The organism is Stieleria maiorica (assembly GCF_008035925.1).
Classification (GTDB): domain Bacteria; phylum Planctomycetota; class Planctomycetia; order Pirellulales; family Pirellulaceae; genus Stieleria; species Stieleria maiorica.
This window is the reverse complement of record NZ_CP036264.1, coordinates 3,931,413-3,951,324: the sequence shown is the minus strand read 5'-3', so window position 1 is coordinate 3,951,324 and position 19,912 is coordinate 3,931,413. Positions and strand designations below refer to the sequence as shown.

The 19,912-nt window shown below is 57.6% G+C and carries 14 protein-coding genes and 1 tRNA gene; 10 read left to right on the top strand and 5 right to left on the bottom strand.

Annotated elements, in window-relative coordinates; genetic code table 11:
* Positions 1-270: 270 nt before the first annotated feature.
* The 9 genes from Mal15_RS13575 (at position 271) to Mal15_RS13535 (ending at position 12,152) form a co-directional block, all read left to right on the top strand.
* Positions 271-855, top strand: a complete 585-nt coding sequence (locus Mal15_RS13575; RefSeq protein ID WP_147868265.1) for a hypothetical protein — start codon at positions 271-273, stop codon at positions 853-855.
* 273 nt (positions 856-1,128) lie between these two features.
* On the top strand, positions 1,129-1,584 hold the full coding sequence (locus Mal15_RS13570; protein ID WP_167546798.1) for a FixH family protein: 456 nt from the start codon (positions 1,129-1,131) through the stop codon (positions 1,582-1,584).
* Between the two features lie 8 nt (positions 1,585-1,592).
* Positions 1,593-3,152 carry a 4Fe-4S binding protein gene (locus Mal15_RS13565; RefSeq protein WP_199773863.1) on the top strand — a complete coding sequence of 520 codons (1,560 nt, stop codon included), beginning with the start codon at positions 1,593-1,595 and terminating at the stop codon, positions 3,150-3,152.
* 1 nt (position 3,153) lies between these two features.
* Entirely contained in the window at positions 3,154-3,786 is a 633-nt protein-coding gene (locus tag Mal15_RS13560; protein WP_147868263.1) for a hypothetical protein, read from the top strand.
* Entirely contained in the window at positions 3,783-7,454 is a 3,672-nt protein-coding gene (locus Mal15_RS13555) for a CRTAC1 family protein (protein ID WP_147868262.1), read from the top strand. The genes Mal15_RS13560 and Mal15_RS13555 overlap by 4 nt, the downstream gene beginning before the upstream one ends.
* 6 nt (positions 7,455-7,460) lie before the next feature.
* Positions 7,461-9,242, top strand: coding sequence for a CRTAC1 family protein (locus Mal15_RS13550; protein ID WP_147868261.1), 1,782 nt, complete (start codon positions 7,461-7,463; stop codon positions 9,240-9,242).
* Positions 9,239-10,219 carry an RnfABCDGE type electron transport complex subunit D gene (locus tag Mal15_RS13545; protein ID WP_147868260.1) on the top strand — a complete coding sequence of 327 codons (981 nt, stop codon included), beginning with the start codon at positions 9,239-9,241 and terminating at the stop codon, positions 10,217-10,219. The genes Mal15_RS13550 and Mal15_RS13545 overlap by 4 nt, the downstream gene beginning before the upstream one ends.
* Before the next feature lie 132 nt (positions 10,220-10,351).
* Positions 10,352-12,007: an alginate export family protein gene (locus tag Mal15_RS13540; RefSeq protein ID WP_167546797.1), complete on the top strand. Its 1,656-nt coding sequence runs from the start codon at positions 10,352-10,354 to the stop codon at positions 12,005-12,007.
* A gap of 72 nt (positions 12,008-12,079) precedes the next feature.
* A tRNA-Gly gene (locus Mal15_RS13535) sits at positions 12,080-12,152 on the top strand.
* 80 nt (positions 12,153-12,232) lie between these two features.
* Here the strand turns inward: Mal15_RS13535 and Mal15_RS13530 are convergent.
* The 5 genes from Mal15_RS13530 to Mal15_RS13510 all read right to left on the bottom strand — a co-directional run bounded on the left by Mal15_RS13530 (position 12,233) and on the right by Mal15_RS13510 (position 19,212).
* On the bottom strand, positions 12,233-12,577 hold the full coding sequence (locus tag Mal15_RS13530) for a hypothetical protein (RefSeq protein ID WP_147868258.1): 345 nt from the start codon (positions 12,575-12,577) through the stop codon (positions 12,233-12,235).
* Positions 12,578-12,834: 257 nt separating this feature from the next.
* Positions 12,835-14,517: an FAD-dependent oxidoreductase gene (locus Mal15_RS13525; protein WP_147868257.1), complete on the bottom strand. Its 1,683-nt coding sequence runs from the start codon at positions 14,515-14,517 to the stop codon at positions 12,835-12,837.
* Entirely contained in the window at positions 14,514-15,725 is a 1,212-nt protein-coding gene (locus Mal15_RS13520) for an acetate/propionate family kinase (RefSeq protein ID WP_147868256.1), read from the bottom strand. The genes Mal15_RS13525 and Mal15_RS13520 overlap by 4 nt, the downstream gene beginning before the upstream one ends.
* Positions 15,722-17,827 carry a phosphate acetyltransferase gene (gene pta / locus Mal15_RS13515; RefSeq protein WP_147868255.1) on the bottom strand — a complete coding sequence of 702 codons (2,106 nt, stop codon included), beginning with the start codon at positions 17,825-17,827 and terminating at the stop codon, positions 15,722-15,724. The genes Mal15_RS13520 and pta overlap by 4 nt, the downstream gene beginning before the upstream one ends.
* Positions 17,828-18,036: 209 nt before the next feature.
* Entirely contained in the window at positions 18,037-19,212 is a 1,176-nt protein-coding gene (locus Mal15_RS13510) for a Gfo/Idh/MocA family protein (RefSeq protein ID WP_147868254.1), read from the bottom strand.
* A gap of 304 nt (positions 19,213-19,516) precedes the next feature.
* On the opposite strand from Mal15_RS13510, the gene Mal15_RS13505 reads away from it, so the two are divergent.
* Positions 19,517-19,912, top strand: coding sequence for a DUF5684 domain-containing protein (locus tag Mal15_RS13505; protein WP_147868253.1), 396 nt, complete (start codon positions 19,517-19,519; stop codon positions 19,910-19,912).

Genomic DNA, 19,912 nt, shown 5'->3' with positions numbered 1-19,912 from the left:
ACGATCGGGAGATCTTGTCGACGCGCATAACGCGTCGTGCCCAACGATCTCGCCATCATGGGCTGTGCATGCCGTCGTACCCTCGGCCGTTGTGGCGGAAGGTTCGGTCGGGGGCAGCAGACGGTCGACCGTTGATTCCCCTTGATTGAATTGCCTCGCGCGATCAATCGGGTCGTTCACTGCGCGCACGGCGTCACCGCGTCTCCGCGCCTGGTTCCGTTTTCCGTTCCCTCTCCGTCAATGAATTGAGATTATTAAAGGAGGCCGTCGATGTCTGCTTCAACCTGCACCCTGCCGTCGTCCACCAGCCAGATGAGCTGGATGGACAAAATCAATGGGCCGTATCACAAACAATCCCTCTGGCTTTACACGGCGATCGTACTTGCCCATTGGTGTGAACATCTGGCACAGGCCATTCAGATCTATGTGCTCGATTGGCCGATCGCGGAATCACGCGGCGTTCTCGGCTTGTGGTACCCGTGGATGGTCAAGTCAGAGCTTCTGCATTACGCCTATGCACTGATCATGCTGATCGCCTTCTGGATCCTCCGCAAAGGATTTGGCGGCCAATCGTACACGTGGTGGATGATCGCGTTCTGGATCCAATTTTGGCACCACATCGAGCATGCGTTGTTGCAAGGGCAGGCGATTTTCCAACACAACCTGTTCGGATCCCCGGTTCCGGTCAGCATCGTGCAGCTGGTGATCCCACGGGTGGAACTGCACCTGTTTTACAACACGGTGGTGTTCGTCCCGATGGTGATCGCGATGTTCTATCACATGTTTCCGTTACCGGGTGAATCCGGCCATCAAGGCTGTTCATGTGCATGGCAACCTCGTGCACCGAAGGCCTGATCCTCCGTCATCTTTCACGTTCACTTAGGGAACCAACGATGAATCTTGTCAGATCCGTGATTTCATTTTTTCTCATTGCCCTGGTCGGGGTTTCGATCGCCGGTTGGATTTGGGCAGGCGGACAACCCGCCGCTCAATCGATCGGATCGCGCGTCGTACTCTCGCTATGCGGGCTCATCTCCGTGGGCTGTTTTGCGTTGCTATGGAGTGCAAGACCGATCCACGGCGACGACACGGTCAATGATGTCTCACAACACGTTTAGGAACAATTTGATGCAGATGAACTACGATCGCATTCCAGGCAACATTGGTCTCCTCCGCCGCCCAGGCGTGGTGGTGATGATGCTGTCGGTCTTGCTTTTGCCGGTGGGGGCCGGGATCGTCGGATGCGACGGTGCGGGCACGGATTCCGCTGTGACGCCGGGTCGAGCCGTCGTCGAACTGGACCCAAAACAGCCGTCGATGGGAAAGTGCAACCTAACGGTCAAGCTGTTCGACGCGGAGGATAACCCGCTCGAAAATGCGGAATTGACGGTCGAAGGGAACATGAACCATGCCGGTATGAAACCGTCCTTCGCAACGATCGAGGAAACCGATCAACCCGGAGTGTATGCGGGAACGATCGACTTCACGATGGGCGGCGATTGGTTCTTGCTTCTCACCGCAACGAGCGACGACGGAACATTGGTCGAGCAAACCGTTGACGTCCCAGGAGTGAGTGTCGAGTGAACGCACGGATGAGTGATCCTCGATCATCAAGCTCGTCGGCTCCGGCCTTGCCGGTGGCAAATGTGGATTCGGGTCGCCGCAACCAGGCGTTCGATCTGCTTTCGCTACCGTTGCTGGGCCGTTTTCTGCGCTGGAATCGCGCGCGATTGGTGCTGCAGATTCCCGTCTTGTTGATCAGTTTGCTCATGATTGCCCACGCGTTTTGGGGACCGCAATTGGCCCCCAAAAACCTCGCCGCCTTGCTGACGTGGGTGCACTTTCGTGGACTTGTGGTCTTGGTGATTCTGTTCGCCGGCAATTTCTTTTGCCTCGCCTGTCCCTTTATGTTGCCTCGCGAATTAGCCCGCAAACTTCAAACCCCGCGTTTCCGCTGGCCGAAAGCATTGAGCAACAAGTGGCCGGCGATCGCGCTGTTCGTTTTCGTGTTGTTTTTATACGAGTGGTGCGACCTGTTTTCAAATCCCTGGTGGACCGGCGTCTTGATCGTGTCGTACATGATCAGCGCGATCGTCATCGATGCATTGTTTCAACGCGCGTCGTTTTGCAAGTTTGTTTGTCCCATCGGGCAATTTAATTTCCTGAGTTCAACGCTTTCGCCGTTCGAAGTTTCAGTCCGCGATCGGAGCGTTTGCGATCGATGCGAAACCAAGGACTGCATCCGAGGTCGGCGCGGTGACGCATCGTCGAGCATCGATTCAAAGACAGCTGAACCGAACACGCTGTCCCGCTCGCTGCCGGTCGTTCAGCGCGGCTGTGAATTGGCATTGTTTCAGCCGCGAAAGACTGGCAACCTGGACTGTACGTTCTGCCTGGATTGTGTTTACGCCTGTCCGGAAGACAACGTGGGCATTTTCGCCCGGATCCCTGGTGAAGAGTTGTGCGTCTCGGGTCCTCGATCGGGGCTGGGAGTCCTGGAGCGCCGCGGAGATTTTTCGGCGTTGGCGATCGTGTTCACCTTTGGCGCCCTGCTGAATGCGTTTGCGATGATCAGCCCGGTTTATGCGTTGGAAGCATCCATCGCAAAGGCAACCGGCCTGACGGTGGAGTGGCCGATTCTGGGGGCAATCTTTGTGTTGTTTTTGATTATCGAGCCCGCAATCTTGCTGCTCGGTGCGGCGGCGGTCACGCGTCGAATCACGAACACGGTCGAATCGCTACCGACGATTGTCAAACGTTACGCACCCTCGTTGCTGCCGATCGGATTCGGCGTATGGCTGGCGCACTATGCATTTCATTTTCTGACGGGCGTACTGACAGTGATCCCCGTGACACAAAATGCAGTGCGGCGAGCGACGGGAGCCGATTGGCTGGGACAGCCCCAATGGCAACTCGGTGGGCTTCCCGAATCGGTCGTCTACGCGATCGAAATCGGATTCCTTTCGTTGGGCTTGCTCGGGTCGTTGATCGTGGCGTCGGCGATCGGACGTCGCACGCCGATCGATGCGGCTGAACCGTCATCGCGTTGGGTCACGGCCCCGTGGGGTGTCTTGCATCTTGCATTGTTCTTTTCGGCGGTCTGGATCATGAATCAACCCATGGACATGCGAGGCACCTTTTTGGGAGGCTGAAATGATCAACCACAACCTACGATTCGCCCTACTCGCCACGATACTCTGGAGCATGCCCTCTGCTTGCATGGTTGGTTCGGCGTGGGCACACGAAGGACCGCCGTTCCCGATCTTGATCGACCATTCGGTCGCAAATCACACGGTCTCGGTTTGGGCCGATCCCGATATCGGCGAGGCACGGTTCTTTATCGTTGTCGAAACCCGCGACGGCAATCGCCCCTCCGAGGCGCCCAAAGTTTCGTTGTGGACTGAACCGACCAGCGGACGCCTGGACCGAGCATCGTACGCAGCTGAACAGCAACCGTTGCGTCACAGCATGCAATTCTTTGCCGAGCCGTATTTTGATCAACGCGATTTCTGGAATATCGGGATCCGAGTCAGCAGCACGGGTGGCGAAACCGAAGAAATCATGGTGAAGGTGGAATCCACTCCGCCGGGCTACGGTGCTTGGGATTTGGCGATCTATCTGTTTCCGTTCGTGCTGATCGGAGGTGCCTGGTCCTATGCGATGGCCAAACGGATTCGCCACTACCGTGAGTCGCAGCAGCAACAATCCGATGGAATGGTCGAATCCGACGAGGGGCCGGACCACGAGCGTCATCAAGAACACGCACTGATGGAAGCAACACGATGACAGACATTGATCCACGACAGAAACACATCTGGATTGGCTGCCTGGTGGCGTTGGCAATCGCGGTGGCAGCGTTATTGATTCTCAAACAGCCAGTTCCGACCCCCGAACAGACCGATCGGTCGGCCGTCGCCGATGTGCAAACAGTGACCGGATTCTATGTCAGTCTTGCGGCACTGGATGTGGAGGAGAATGAACGCGCCGCGAGCGTGCTTGACCAACTGGTGAAAGAACAACCCGGCGAACCCGCGTTGTGGGCCAATCTTGCGGTTGCAAAGCTTCGCCTGAACGATCTCGCAGCCGCCGAACAGGCACTAAATAATGCTCTATCCCAATTGCCACGATCACGCGAATTGTTGATTCTGAAAGCGCAGCTCCTCAAATCAGCGGGACAGATTCCCGAAGCGATTAAAACTCTGCGCACGGTGCACTCCGAGTGGCCGGAGAACATCCAAGTTGCGTTCGAGCTGAGCACCTTACTGGATCAACCCAACACCGACGCTGCGGATCAGGAGCGTCTGGGATTGCTTGCGAACATCCTCGCTCGGACTCCCGGCAACCTGCGTGTCCGATGTGAATATGCCCGTTTGGCGGCCACGCTCTCGGATCAAGAACGCTTGGATCAAGTGATCGGATCCTTTGAAACTTTGGGGCAAGACTGGACTGCACTGCAGCGGTCGCAACTGGATCAAGCGTCGAAAGCGGCAAAGGATCGCGACTATCGTCAAGCCGCGGTTGCGTTGACCTTTTTCGAGAACGTGGTCAAACCCTTGCCGCTCTACCGGGACAGCTTGGACGAGTTGGGCGTCCTGTCGGTCACTGCCGTGGGAACTCCGGTCCGTTCGCTACTTGCATTGTCGATGCCGTCGTCGGAATTCTCGCCGGCGGACAAAGCCCTGCGTTTCACGCCAACAGACAGTCTTGGAAAAGCGGCGCGGCACGATTTCACATGGGCTGTGAAGCAGCCGGTTGAGCGATGCTCAACCCTTTTGTCGCTCGCCGGCGATACGCTTCACATCCAGGAGTCGGCCGCGCTGCCCTTTCCAGGATACCCCGCCGACAATGCCGGGCCGAATCTCGCCTGGGCCGATCTGAATTATGACTTCCAAAACGATCTGATCTTTGCCGGTCTGCGGGGCTGTCAAATTTTTCTGTCACAACCGTCGGGAGAGTACACCGCACTGGAAAGCGACTTGGAGCTTTTTGACCGTCCTTGGGCGAGGGTGTGGTGCACCGATTTCGAGGCCGATGGGGATTTAGATTTACTGCTCAGTGACGGCGTCGGCGATCTTCAGTGTGTGCTCAACAACGGCGACAATCAGTTCCTACCGTTTCCCCAGATCCCGACCGTGCCAGGGGTGATCGCGGTCAACGAAATCGATTTTGATCTCGACGGCGACGTCGATCTGGTCAGTCTTGATCGTCACGGTGACCTATCGGTCTGGACGAATGCCCGGGGAGGTCATTTTGATCTTCAAACGATTGACGCGATCGGCGAGTGCGTTGCGATCGCGGTGGCCGATCTTGACGGCAACGGGCGATACGAGGTGCTGTGTTTCACCGGGCAGGGAGAGCTGTTTTCCGCTGAGTTTGGCGGGCAACAATGGTCCGTCGCACGGATCCTGAGGTCCGACTTCGACATCGGCCGGGAGGCGACCGAATCGCTTGTCCCAGGATTCCTCACAACCGCTGACCTGGACAACAACGGCGCAATCGATGTCGTCGCAAGCGTCGCCGGTCAAACCCAGGTCTGGCTAAAAGATCGCGGTGAGCTCTGGTTGCCGCTGCCCAGTGTCTTGGAAACCCAAGTCACCTCGGTCATCGACATGGATTGCGATGGGTTACTGGATATCGTTGGAAAAACTAACGATGGTATGCAGCTGTGGAAAAACGAAAGTCGCGCGGGTTATCGATGGCACACAATTGGACCGAAAGCGACTCGGGCCGACGGAGACAAACGAATCAATCCGTTCGGCATCGGCGGAAGGATCGAAATTCGTGCCGGAAACACGGTCCAATCGCGGACGATTGATTCGCCCCGAATTCACTTCGGGCTGGGCAATCATTCTCAAATTGATGTCGCCCGAATTGTTTGGCCCAATGGCACCAGCCAAGCGGAATTTGAACTGGCCGAAAACACGTCCTCGCTCGCGGTGCAGCGGTTGAAAGGATCGTGCCCCTGGGTATTCACTTTCGATGGCACCCAGTATCGCTTCATCAAAGACTTTCTCTGGCGTTCACCATTGGGACTGAGAATCAATGCGCAAGACACCGCCGGAATCACCCAGACCGAAGACCGCATCAAAATCCCGAGCGACGCCCTCGCCCAGCGCGACGGCGAGTACGAGATTCGCATCACCGCGGAGTTGTGGGAGACACACTTCTTTGATCATGTGTCGTTGCTGGCCATCGACCATCGACGCGACACGGAAATTTTTGTCGATGAGAGCTTCGTCCCTCAAAAGGCCCCACGGGGAGAGATTTTGGTCGGATCGGCGACACAGCAGTTGTTGAACTTGACCGACTCCAATGGGGCTGCTGTCGATGAAGTGCTTAGTGAGAATGACGGGGAGTACGCCGACCACTTTCCACTCGGCCCCTATCAAGGTCTGACGCAGGAACATTGGATCGAATTCAGTTTTCCCCGTGACGCAATCGCCGACGGCGAAATCCTGTTAATCGGACACGGTTGGATATATCCGACCGACAGTTCACTGAACGTCGCCATTTCGCAAAATGATTCGATCAGACCGCACGGTTTGGTTTTGGAACAGTTGATGGCCGACGGAAACTGGAAAGCGCTTCGCGATGATCTCGGTTTTCCGGCCGGAAAACACAAGGACATGATCATCGTGCTTGACAGTCAGGAATTGTCATCGGAGACCCGCTATCGTTTACGAACAAATATGGAGGTTTACTGGGACTCCTTGCGTTGGTCGTTTCGGCTGGCCGATCAAGCGTTCACGCAAACGCAACTCGCCATGACAAGTTCGCAATTGCACGGTCGTGGCTTCTCGAAACTGCAACCGATCGATCGACGTCGTCCGGACACTCCGATCTATGAAGTCACCTCACGCACACCGCAGTGGATGGATCTGGAAGGCTATTACACACGATACGGCGACGTGGGCGTGCTGCTTCAGGCTGTTGATGACCGCTACGTCATCATGAATGCGGGTGATGAGCTGAGGCTACGATTTTCGGCTAAGCCTAACTGGACAGGGCTACTTTCTGCAAAAAGCCTCGTGAATCTCCGTGCCAACGTAGCAACCTTCGCCAGAAGGTGGATTCCCGGCGCTTTCCACGCTCTGACGAGCGTAGCTACGTCAACGCAGCACAGTCCGGCTAATCTGCCAGGAATCGGGACCGATGGGGCAGATAAAAAACGCACGTTTGTGTTGGTCGGCGACGGCTGGGTCAAGGATGGAGATTTCAACACAACCTTTTCCCGGACCGTGCGTCCCCTGCCGAGTCACTCGTCGATTCACGGATCGAGCCCGTACGATGCCCCGGGCAACAATCAGCCCCTACCGCCGCTGGCGGATGATCCGGTCTATCTGCAACATCAAGCTGACTGGCAGGTGTTTCATACCCGATACATCACGCCCCAAGCGTTTCAACAAAAACTGATCCGACACGATCGCTCGTCATTCCCCTCCGTTGAAAAGTAACCGCCCATGATTCGCTCATTAATCGCAATTTGCTTTGCCGGTTTGCTGTTTGGTCCGGCCGCATATTTTCGTTGGTCGTCCGATAGCGCGGAAACCGAAGGCCGAGAATTGATTTCGACCAGCACTCGGCTGCAACGCTATGGATTCTCTCTCCAAGAAGTCAGCAAAGAGGTCGGGGTCGATTTCGTGCATCAACCTCCGCAAGTCGACGAGCGACTCAGCCACATCGAACCTCAGGTCTCCGCAATGGGGGCAAGCGTCTCGATCGTCGATGTGGATCAAGATGGCTGGCAAGACTTCTTTCTCACCTCCAGTGCCCCTGGAGCAAAGAATCACTTTTACCGCAACCTGGGCGACGGCACGTTTGAAGAGATTGCGGAACAGCTCGGTTTGGCAGATCTAAATTCAGACGGCGTGGGCGCATGCATGGGGTCGGCCTGGGCCGACTTTGACAATGACGGATTTGACGACGTGTTGGTCTATCGCTGGGGACGTCAAGAATTGCTGAAAAACCACCAGGGGAAACGGTTTGAAAAAGTCGGCGATTCGTCCGGGCTGCCCGCTTGGGCCAACATCGGCACGGCGACCTGGCTGGACTACGACCGCGACGGACGGGTCGACCTGTTCCTGGCCGGCTACTGGCCGGACGATGTACGTCTGAATCAATTGGTTGACACGCGAATCATGCCCGAGAGCTTTGAGTACGCCGACAATGGGGGGCACAACTGGATGCTACGTAATGTCGGCGGCGGCCAATTCGTGGACGTCACGGACGAAATCGGCGTCGACAGCACCCGCTGGACGCTGGCGGTGGTGGCGGCCGACTTCGACGACGACTCCTTTGTTGATCTTTTCCTGGCCAACGACTACGGCGTTTCCGAACTCTTTCGAAATGAAGGCGGAAAACGTTTTCGAGAGATCGGTAAGGACTCGGGAGTCGGGTTCGCGCCCAAGAGCGGGATGAACGCGTCGGTCGGCGACGTTTTGAACCAAGGCCGACTTTCGATCTATGAATCGAATATTTCAGAAGAAGGTGTGCTGCTTCAAGGCAATAACTTGTGGTTCCCATCGGACGACGAATCCATTCGCTTCCAGAACATGGCTTCGGTGATGGGAGTGGAACTCGGGGGCTGGAGTTTTGGAGCCCAGTTCGGCGACCTAAACAACGACGGGTTCACCGACCTTTGTGTGACCAACGGTTACGTTTCGGGCGACCAAGGGACGAGCTACTGGTACGACTTTTCTCAAATCACCGGTGGGCATGAACAAATCATCTCCGACGCGTCCAATTGGCCAGACATGCGCAGGCGCAGCCTGGCCGGCTATCAATCGACGCGTCTGTGGGTCAACGACGGTGCCGGCAGCTTCCGAGACGTCGCGCAGTGGGTGGGCGTGACCGACCGGTACGATGGCCGCGCGATCGCGCTGGCTGATTTCCGAAATCGCGGCGTTCTCGATGTCGTAGTTGCAAACCAGCGTGGCCCGGCACTGGTGTATCAAAACACCGTCGATCCGTCACGACATTGGATTGCGTTCGACCTGGAAGGAACCGACAGCAATCGCAGTGCGATCGGTGCTCGGGTGCGCGTGTTTTGGAACGGTCAGCAGCAATTGCAGGAAAAAGTTGCTGCGAGTGGCTATTCCTCGCAAAACCAAAGCCGTCTGCATTTCGGCCTCGGGGAGGCGTCCAACATTGACCGCGTCGTCATCCGATGGCCGAGTGGAAAGGAACAAGAGATCAGTGCGCCTGCGATTGATCAGGTCCACAAGATTCGAGAGGTACGATGAACGATTCTCAAACATTCCAAACGACACCCAGCGTTGCCTCAGCCTCGGATGCCGGCAGCGCCGACTCCATCGCCGACCAGGCCAAGGCAACACCGGGCGGAACATGGCGTCGCTGGCTGACACTGGAAAATCGGTTCCTGGCACCGTTGTTGATCACCAGTATCTTGCTGGTGGGGCAACTCAGCTTCGGCATCCTTGAAAGCTGGTCGAGAACCTTGATCGCCATCGGGATTGCGATCGCGTTTGAGCTTGTGTTGGGCAAGTTGGTGGTCGGCAGGTTTCCCCACTTGGCGAGTGCCTACATCTCCGGGATCAGCGTCGGTATTCTGATTCGATCGCCGTTCATTTGGCCCTACGCCATGTGCGCGGGACTCTCGATCATGTCGAAATACGTCCTGCGGATTCACGACCGACACCTATGGAACCCGTCCAATTTTGGTGTCAGCGCGATGCTGTTTCTTTATCCGGCGGCGGTGGCCAGCCTGAGCATCCAATGGGGAAACAGCTTGTGGCCGATGCTGGTGGTTTGGTGCCTTGGGGCGATGATCATCAGCCGATTGAAACGGTTTCACATTTGTCTGACGTATGTGATTTCATTCATCGCGTTTGCCGGGGCACGCAGCTGGCTGACCGGCAGCCCGTTCTTGGCAAACGTGTCACCGCTGACCGGACCGATGTATCAGTTGTTCGTTTTCTTTATGATCACCGATCCGAAAACGACGGTCCGGTCCAAATGGGGGCAGTGTTTGGTCGCGTTTCTTGTCGCGGCCGTGGAAATGATCCTGCGATTGGCCGAATTCATTCACGCCCCGTATTACGCCCTGTTTCTGGTCGGGCCTGTTGCGTTGGCCATCGAGATGCGATGGACGCGAGGTCGCTCCGGCCGGCCCGGTGATGCCGAGCGAGTGTTAAACCGTGACAAAAATGCCGACGATTCCGCCCCGCCGAGGGAACTCGGGCCTCCGCCAACGAGTTGAGGTCTTTTTGGCCGGTCGACTGTGACGAAATGCAGTGCCAAGGGTTGAGCAAAACGTTGTCCAAAAACAAGTTTTGCGCAGAGAGGCGTACCGATGCATTTCGCTCGAGCCAGAGGGCAGGGATTGGCCCTCATGGTGGCACTTGCCGCCATTTCCAACACGGCGGCCGATGATGGCAGTGTCATTCCCATCCTTCACGAGACGGTCGTTGTCGACGCGACGGAGCAGTCCTCGACCGTCTTGTCGTCCACCGATCGGATACCGACCCCGGATGCCCAGACGTCGTGTCGGTGCCGATGCAATGCCGCGACAACCTGCCTGGATTGGTCCAAGTTCCCCGAAACCATTCATCCGATGCCTCGGCCGGGGATCTTTTCGATTCCGCCAAGTGGTTGCGGAAACTACTCGGCAATTGATGCGCTGACCGGCCAATGCCGCCCCGCCAATCCGCCATCGGGATACGCGCCGTTCGCCATCAATGCTTGGCCATTCTTTGATGCCGATTGGAGGTATGTCGAGAAAGTTCCTGATCACCAGCGTTCCATTGTCGAGCGGATGAAACGCATCCACCTCACCGATCGGTTGTTGCTAAGCACCGGGGGTGAGTTTTGGCTCCGCTACTCCAACGAGACCAACAGCCGACTGACAGGAAACGAAAACGACTATTTGCTAAGCCACGTCCGCCAACACCTGGATCTCTGGTACGGCGACAGCCTTCGTGTGTATGGCGAGTACGTCTGGGCGGACAGTTTTGGGGAAGAACTGGCCCCCGTTCCGCCCGACGTTGACCGCGGAGACATTTTGGACCTGTTCGTTGACGTTCGCCTGGCTGATCTGGCTGGAAAACCCGTCTACTTGCGCGGCGGTCGCCAAGAATTGTTGTTCGGTTCACAGCGACTGGTCACGCCTCTTCCATGGGCGAACAAGCGTCACTCCTTCGACGGATTTCGTTTGTTCCGCCAAGGCGAAACGTTTGACTTCGACGCGTTTTGGACCCACTACGTCCCGCCGCAGGCCAGCGAGTTTGACTCGGCCGATGACAACCAGACATTTGCCGGCTTATGGCTGACTCACCGGCCACAGAAAGGTGAGTCACGCGACCTGTATTATCTGTTCTACGACAATGAAAACGCGGCGATGCCGTTGGGCATCCGCAGAGCCCCGTTCCAAACCCACACGTTTGGAACGCGGTGGGCCGGCAGCCGAGATGGCTTTTTGTGGGATGCGGAAGCAGCGTTGCAGACCGGCCAACAAAGCGATCGTGACCAGTTCGCCGCCATGGGAACGATCGGGATGGGGAAACACTGGGCCAAGGCGTTTTGGTCGCCCTCGTTCTGGCTGTACTACGACTACGCCAGCGGTGACGATGACCCGACATCGGGGACATCCAATACGTTCAACCAACAGTTTCCGTTCGGGCACTACTACCTGGGCTGGATGGATCTTGTCGGCCGTCAAAACATTCATGATCTCAACGCACACTTGTACCTTTATCCCACGAAATGGACGACGGTCTGGCTCCAGTACCATCACTTTTATTTGGCCGAAGAACGCGACGCCCTGTACAACGCCGGCGGTGTCCCGTATCGACACGACCCGACGGGTTCGGCAGGCAACAACGTGGGTGATGAAATTGACTTGGTCATCAATTTCCACCTCACCAGGTATTCCGATCTTCTGGTCAGCTACAACAAGTTGTTCGGCGGAAGCTTTCTTGAGTCCACAGCGGGTCCCAATCAAGCTTCCGACGCCGAAAGTTTGTATCTGATTTTCCAGCAGCGTTGGTGAGCCAGTGCGGCGACAACCGCCGGTCCGGCTTTGACGGCCGCGACCGCGGTGCTTAAAATGTGCCTTGCGAGTGCGGGTGTAACTCAGTTGGTAGAGTGACAGCTTCCCAAGCTGTTTGTCGCCGGTTCGAATCCGGTCACCCGCTTTGGCAGCGAAATGGGGTCCGTCAATGTTGATTCGATCCACGACCTCGCGGCAGGAAATGATGCGGTAGAATCCCGCCGCCTACCACGCACGAATCTCCGGCACGTCCGGCGGTTCGTCAGGTGGGGACGGATCCGTGATCTTGCCATCGACGACACCATCTTCGGCGTCCATCTCTGTCATGATCTCCTGAAGCCGCTGCGGATCCACGCCGCCGTTCTCACGCAAGATGGTCAACAGAGATCGGCACAACAGAGCCAATTCGCCGACTTGGTCTTCGAGTTTTTCGATCCGCTTTTCCTGGCTGTCGATTTGGTCGGCGGTATGCCGACGAGCCATTCGGCGGGCGTGCACCGTTCGCTTCAACTTCTCGATGTCGGCTCGCCGTTTGTATTCGTTGTCAAACAGCTGATCCCAAAAGTCCATGTCTTTCCTCCGATCTCGGTCGCGTCAGGGCGCGGAAGTCACGTCACACCAGTGTCGGCTTGATTCGGAAACTCGGCAAGACGATGGGCAAAACAATGGGGGCAAGACGATGGGAGGCAGAATGATGGGAGAGAGGAGGATGTTGGGGGGAACGGGTATCGAGGGCTGGGATTGTTTTGCCCCCATTGTTTTGCCGCTCCTTCCTTTCGTGCCCCCAAGTCGATGATGGGGCGCTGCCAAGCAATCGTCCGCGTGGATCAGAGTTTCCAATGAGTTTCGATGCCCTGCCGCCGAATCAACTTTTGAAAGTCGGACAACAGGCTCGGCGTCTGGGCAATCGCGTGTGGCGTCTGCTGGCGTTGGAGGGCAAAGTCGACCAGACAGCCGACCGCTTCACCGATGCCCCATTCGACCGGGTGCAAACGGTAACAACCGTTGGTGATGTGCGTCGTGCCGATGTTCTTGCTGGCCGGCAGCAGGTTTTTCATACGCACGGGCAACAGCGCACCGAGCGGGACTTGAAACGGCAACGACGCAAAATCGATGTAGTTGTCTCCTCCGCTGCTGGGATGAAGGTCGATGTGATAGCTGCCCACACCGACCGAGTCCTCGAACTCAGCCGCTTTGACTTCGCCGACCGGCTGCCCGGTCACCATGCTCCGATTCTCTCGACCGACGTGTTCCTCCAACACCGTGAACCGGGCCCGAATCCGTCGCGACTCGCGGACATACGGCATCTTGGCCAGCCCATCGGCGCTGTCCATCAGGTCGCCGCGAAGGCGCAAGCCAGCGAATCCCGTTCCTCCATCGGAGCGAGGGGCTTCGGTCTGTAACCAGTACAACAAACACAGGCTCAATTGCCGTGCGCGTTCCAGATGCATCTCCGCTTGTTCCGGTCCATCGCCGAACAGGTTGCCGAGCAGGTAGTCGTTCTGCGGCCAATTGATCAGGCTGACATCACTGTCGAATCGCCCTGCATTGAACAATGTCGCATCGATGATTCGACGATAGGTCCACAAGTTCAACACGCCACCAACGGACCGACCACCTTGCGGATCGAACGCCAACGTTTTCGGATTGCCGGATGAAGGATGGGTGTAGGTAAAATCGAGCAACTTGCCCGGCCACGACGGTGTCAGCTGAGGGACAAAGTCACGCCAAAACTGCCACTCGGCCGGTTGTTCGATCACATGGTTTTGGCCGGCCAGGTAGTCCACGGCAAAGCAAATCGTGAATGCCTGGTGGTTGTTCGGGTCGGCCGTCGGTGCCGCGTGCAGTTCGCCGGTATCCGACTGCGCTTCCGAACCGCTGACGAATTCGGTGCCGGTCAATGGCAGCAGGTCGCCGGTTTCGCTGGCATCGACAAAGTACTTGCCGCGTAACACCATTGAATCGCCCGTCAGGCTTGATCGAACCGTGACTGCTTCGACGCGATCGCCCACCACATCGGCTGAGACAGGGACGGTGTGCAGCAGCAACCGCAATTGGCCGGAACTTTGATACGGCGCAAATTGCTGCTGAAGGACTGCCAGCGAAACCTTGGGTTCGGCGCACAACCGCGACACATTTCCGTTGCCGGGATTCAAAAGTGGATTGTTCTCAGCCGCATCGGTCAGCGGGTAGTTTTTGCGATAGTAGCTGCGGATCTGTGCCCGAAACGCTCGATAGGACTCGTTGGCACCATGGGTTTCGATCCATCGGTGCTCATCAGGCGGCACGCCCTGGCTGGTCAATTGGCCCCCGATCCAGTCTGACGGTTCGGTCATCACCACGCGTCTGCCATTGCGGAGCGCGGCGATCGCCGCGGCACAGCCTCCCAGCCCGCCGCCGATGATCACGACATCCGCCTCCGACTCCGCGGCGGCAGGGGCAACATTCAGGGTTGCGGCGACCGAAGCGAGCGCAAGAGAAGAACAAAACTGGCGTCGTTTCAAGTTCATTGATCGTCTCGAACGCAGGCGAGGGTTTGTTGGGCGATCTCGAGTTCCTCGTCGGTGCTGACGACCAGGACTTTCACGCGGCTGTCGGCGGTTTGGATTTCGCAGATCGGAGGCTCCGCCGCGGTGTTGAGCGCGGGGTCGATGGCGATGCCCATCGATTCCAGGTCGCTGCAGCTGCGGGCTCGGATCTCGGGCGAATGTTGGCCGATTCCCGCGGTGAAGGCGATCGCATCCAGGCGTCCCAGCACCGCATGATAAGCACCGATGTACTTCTTGATTCGATAAACGAAAATCTCGACCGCCAGATTTGCCGCTCCGTCTCCGTCGGCCTCCATTGCCAGCACCTCGCGCATGTCGTTGACGCCGCAGAGACCTTTTAAACCGCTTTGTTTGTTGAGCGCCGCGTCCAATGCGGCCAGACTCATCCCGGCCTCTTTGCCCATGTGAATCAGGATCGCCGGATCAAGATCGCCGCAGCGCGTCCCCATCATCAGCCCTTCCAGCGGCGTCAGCCCCATCGAGGTATCCACGCTGACACCGCCGCGAATCGCGCTCGCGCTGCAACCATTGCCCAGATGAAGCACGATCGTGTTCAGTTCGCCCGCGGGACGCCCGAGGTGACGCGCGAGCTGTTTGGCGACATATTGATGCGAGGTGCCGTGAAAACCGTAGCGGCGAACGTGGTAGGAATCGTACCAGTCTTGTGGCACGGCATAGTGATAGGCGTATCGCGGCAGGGTTTGATGATAGGCGGTGTCGAAGACGGCGACTTGCGGCACGTCCGGGAATGCCGCGCGGGCGACTTCCATGCCGACCAAATTGGCCGGGTTGTGTAGCGGTGCGAGCGGGATCAAGCCCTTGATTGCCGCCAGGACATGATCGTCAATCAACGTCGGACGAGAAAACGTTTCGCCGCCGTGGACGACACGATGTCCGATGCCGACCAGATGACGGCCCCCGTCAAAGCTTGCGTTTTCCGAAAGCACGCGGCGGATCATGTCGATACCTTGGCGATGATGGGGCACCGCAACCTCGGCCACGTGCGAGGGTGGGTTCGACGTGCATTCGGCCGAGGTTTGTTTCAGACAGCTCTTTGCTTCACCGATTCGTTCGACCAGCCCGGATGCGAGCGCACGGCCTTCATCCATCTCGAACAACTCGTACTTGATCGACGAGCTGCCGCAGTTGAGCACGAGGACTTGTGTCATGCCGTGTCTCCGTTCTCGTGACGCTGCGATTGGATCGCCGTGATGGCGACTGTATTGACGATGTCGATCACGGTGCAGCCGCGACTGAGGTCATTGACGGGTTTCTTCAGCCCCTGCAAAACGGGACCGATCGCCACGGCGTTGGCGGCACGCTGTACCGCTTTGTAGGTGTTGTTGCCGGTGTTCAGGTCGGGAAAAATGAAGACGCTCGCGCGGCCGGCGATCTGGCTGTCGGGCAATTTGGTTTTGGCGACGCCGGGGTCGATCGCCGCGTCGTATTGAATCGGCCCCTCGATCAACAGATCGGGGCGGGCCTGGCGGACCAGCGCGGTCGCTTGCTTGACCCGTTCCACTTCCTCTCCGCTGCCCGATTGGCCGGTGGAATAGGACAGCATGGCGATGACCGGTTCGATCCCGAACGCCTTGGCCGTCCCCGCCGAGCTGATCGCGATATCGGCCAACTCCGCCGGGTTCGGCCTGGGGTTGATCGCGCAATCACCATACACCAGCACGCGATCTTTTAAGCACATCAGAAACACGCTGGAAACGATCGAGCAGCCCGGCTTGGTCCGGATGATTTGCAGCGCGGGGCGGATGGTGTGTGCCGTCGTGTGGGCGGATCCGGAAACCATCCCGTCGGCGATCCCCGCGTAAACCATCATGGTCCCGAAATAGCTGACGTCCTGAACCGTATCATGGGCCTGGTCTTCGGTCACTCCCTTGTGCTGTCGCAGCTGGTAGAACGTGCGCGCGAACGAATCCAGATACGGATTGTCGCTGGGGTCGATGATCTCGACGTCGGTCAGGTCGATTGCGAGTTCGTCGGCCAGCGTTCGGATTTTAGCCGGGTTTCCCAGCAGAACAATTTCGGCCACATCGCGTCGTCGCAAGATTTCGGTTGCCCGCAGAATGCGCTCCTCTTCCCCTTCGGGCAACACGATCCGTTGGCGTTTTCGTTTCGCCTGTTCGATCAACTCGTATTCGAACATTGCCGGGGTGACGACTCTGGAACGGGCGACATCGATCCGCTGGAACAAAACTTCCGGATCAATCGATGACTCGAAGACCCCCAGTGCGGCTTGGATTTTGCGTTCATTGTCGGCGCTAATCACCCCTTCGACCGCCATCACATTTCGGACCGTTTCATACGTGTCGGTGTCGACAGCAAAGGTCGGAATCAAGGGACGACGAATCCCTTCGATTAACCGGGTCACGCTCTCGGGAGGTCGCATTCCACCGGTCAGTACGATGCCGGAAATTTGGGGGTAATTGTCCGAGGCGACGGTGGCCAGACAGCCGAGCAGAATGTCGGATCGATCCCCCGGAGTGATCACCAACTTGTTTTCCTGCACGCGCTGCAAGAAATGGGGCAACTGCATCGCGGCGACTGCGATCGTCCGAATCTCGCGATTGAGATCCATTTCGCAGTCACGAATGGGGACCGCACCGAGCGCCTCGGCCACCGCGCCGACCGTGGGGGATTCCAAGGTCGGTTCGTCGGCAACGAACAGAATCGGGTCTTCGTAGTCCCAGCTTTTCCGGACTTCATCGCGGACGGCATCCATCTGCTCGGCCGCGACGCGATTGACGATGTTGGCGGTCACCGTGCAGCCTTCATCGATCATCGCGATTCGCGTGGCATGAGCGGCGCTGCGGATACTCTCGGGGGATTTATTGCGACCGGAAAGGACGTTCAGCACGGGCGTGCCGAGGTGGGTCGCGATCTGTGCACTGAGATCAAAATCGAATGCGGACGTGACGCCGTCAAAATCGGTGCCTTCACAGAGCACGAAATCGCACTGTGCTTCGATCGCCTTGTACTTTTCCAAGATGATCCTCAACAGGACCGATAGCCCTTTTTCCGTCGCGATCTCTTCGGCTTCATCCGATGGGAACGCATAGCTTTGTTCGTAGCTTTGCGACAACGAGTAGCGTTTTAACAGCAATTCGGTGTCGTTGTCACGTTTACCGTCGCTACGAATGATCGGACGAAAGAAGCCCAGACGCTCGACGCGTCGGGACAACATCTCCATGATGCCTAGCACGACGAGCGATTTGCCGCTGTCCGGTTCGGACGCGGCGATGTAAAGACTTTGAGCCATTGAATGCGATCCAGCTGCAACCATGACGGGCAGGATTTTCACCGGACCCGTTTATACCAGGGCGTTTTCGGCTGCGAAATCCAACGCAGCGATTGCTCTTTCCAGTCGGCACTCAAAGGCACGAGCGTTGCCTGTGTCGCAGGCACTCGCAGGAGCGTGGCGGTGGCCACGGGGCAACCACCTTCCGGCGAAGATCGTTGCGACTGTCCTTAGAGCTCGACCCAGGTCGAACCGTTGGCCGAACTGTCCACGGCGGCTTGAATGAATTGCATGCCGTTCAGACCATCTTGCACGTTGGCGTACTTGCTGCCATCACAGCTGAAGGGTTTGCCGTCGTTGTACGCGCGAACGTCTTGTTCGAAACAACGGTGAAGCCGGGCGTAAGCGTCGTGGAATGCTTCGGGGTGTCCGGCGGGGATATTCGGTTCGGCCATCAGTTCTTCGGGCAAATCGCCGAGGAATCCGTCGTTGGCGGCGATCGCACCTCGGAAATACGTCCTGTCGGGTTGGTTGGGCAACAAAATCTTGACTTGTTCCGGGAATTCTTGGTCCCAGATCAAAGTGCCCTTGGTGCCGTTGATTTCGATGCCCAGGTCGTTCTTGTGTCCGATGGCGATTTGCGACGCGCGAACCAAGGCCTTGCCGCCGTTGGACAGTTCACAGTAGGTCGTGAAGTGATCATCCAACAGACGTCCCTCGACGAACGTGACCAGGTTGGCTTGGACCTTGGTGACATCCAGTCCGGTGATGTACCGCAACTGCATCAACGCGTGGGTTCCGATGTCACCGCCGCAGCAGCTGATACCAGATTTCTTGGGATCGACACGCCACTCCGCTTGGGCGACGCCTGCGTCTTCGGTTCGTCCGGCCAGCCAACCTTGCAGGTAGCGCGAATCCGCCCAACGCACATCCCCCAACAATCCACTGGTGACGATGAACCGCGCGAAGCGGCTGGTCCAGTGACCGAGGTAGGTGTGTGCAACGCCGAAGGGGATCTTGGCTTCTTCGACCGCCTCGACCAGCTGTTTCGCTTCGTCCAGGTTCAGCGTCAAGGGTTTTTCGCAGAACACGGGGATGCCGGCTCGGACACACTTGATCGAGGGATCGAAGTGAACGTGGTTGGGCGTCACGACCACCACATAATCGACCCGCTCGCCGACCGGTTTTTTGGACTCGACGTCGATCATTTCGTCGTAGTTGGTGTATCCGGTGATCGGATAATCCCAATTGGCAGCCTCTTCCAATGCCACTTTCGGATCCGGGTGCAGCGCCGCGGCGACCACGCGTCGGGTTCCGTCGAAATGGATGGCGCGTTGATGCGGTTGGACGATGAAAGCACCACCGCCACCGCCGATCAATCCAACATTGAGAGGTCGTTGACTCATGAAATTCGTTGCCGTTTTGCGATTAGTTGGGAGTCTGATTCTTGCCCGCCGATGATGGGGGATCCGCCAGTATAGGCCTTGTCGCGGACGGTCAACAAGCCATCGACGAGGGTGAGATTCGGCATCGATTCGCCATGCCGTGATTTTGCTGTAATTGCGGGCGACCGATCCGCTACAATGACGGGAAGCGATCGCCACGCATGCTGGTGGGGCTTGTCACGCACATCAGCGGCGGTTTGGCGATTGACGGCAACGCACTTTGGGATCAATCGCACTCACACAACCGAGAGGCGTCACGATGGGCATGCATGAACTCACTCTTCCGCTGGCTCAGGACGATGGTGGCGGAATCATCGGCTTGTTGATACTGGTGATCCAGCTGGCGATCTTGGTCGTGGTGATCGCCGGGCTGTGGAAGACATTCGAAAAGGCCGGCAAGCCGGGTTGGGGAGCGATCATCCCGATCTACAACATCATCCTGCTGCTGCAGATCGCGGGCAGACCGATCTGGTGGATCGTGTTGTTCTTCATCCCGTTGGTGAACTTGATCCTGGCGATCATCGTTTCGATCGACGTTGCCAAAAATTTTGGCAAGGGCGTCGGGTATGGCATCGGGTTAGCCTTTTTGGGTTTCATCTTCTACCCGATGCTGGGTTTCGGTGACGCCAAGTACCAGGGCGTGGCGGCGGTGGCGGCGTGA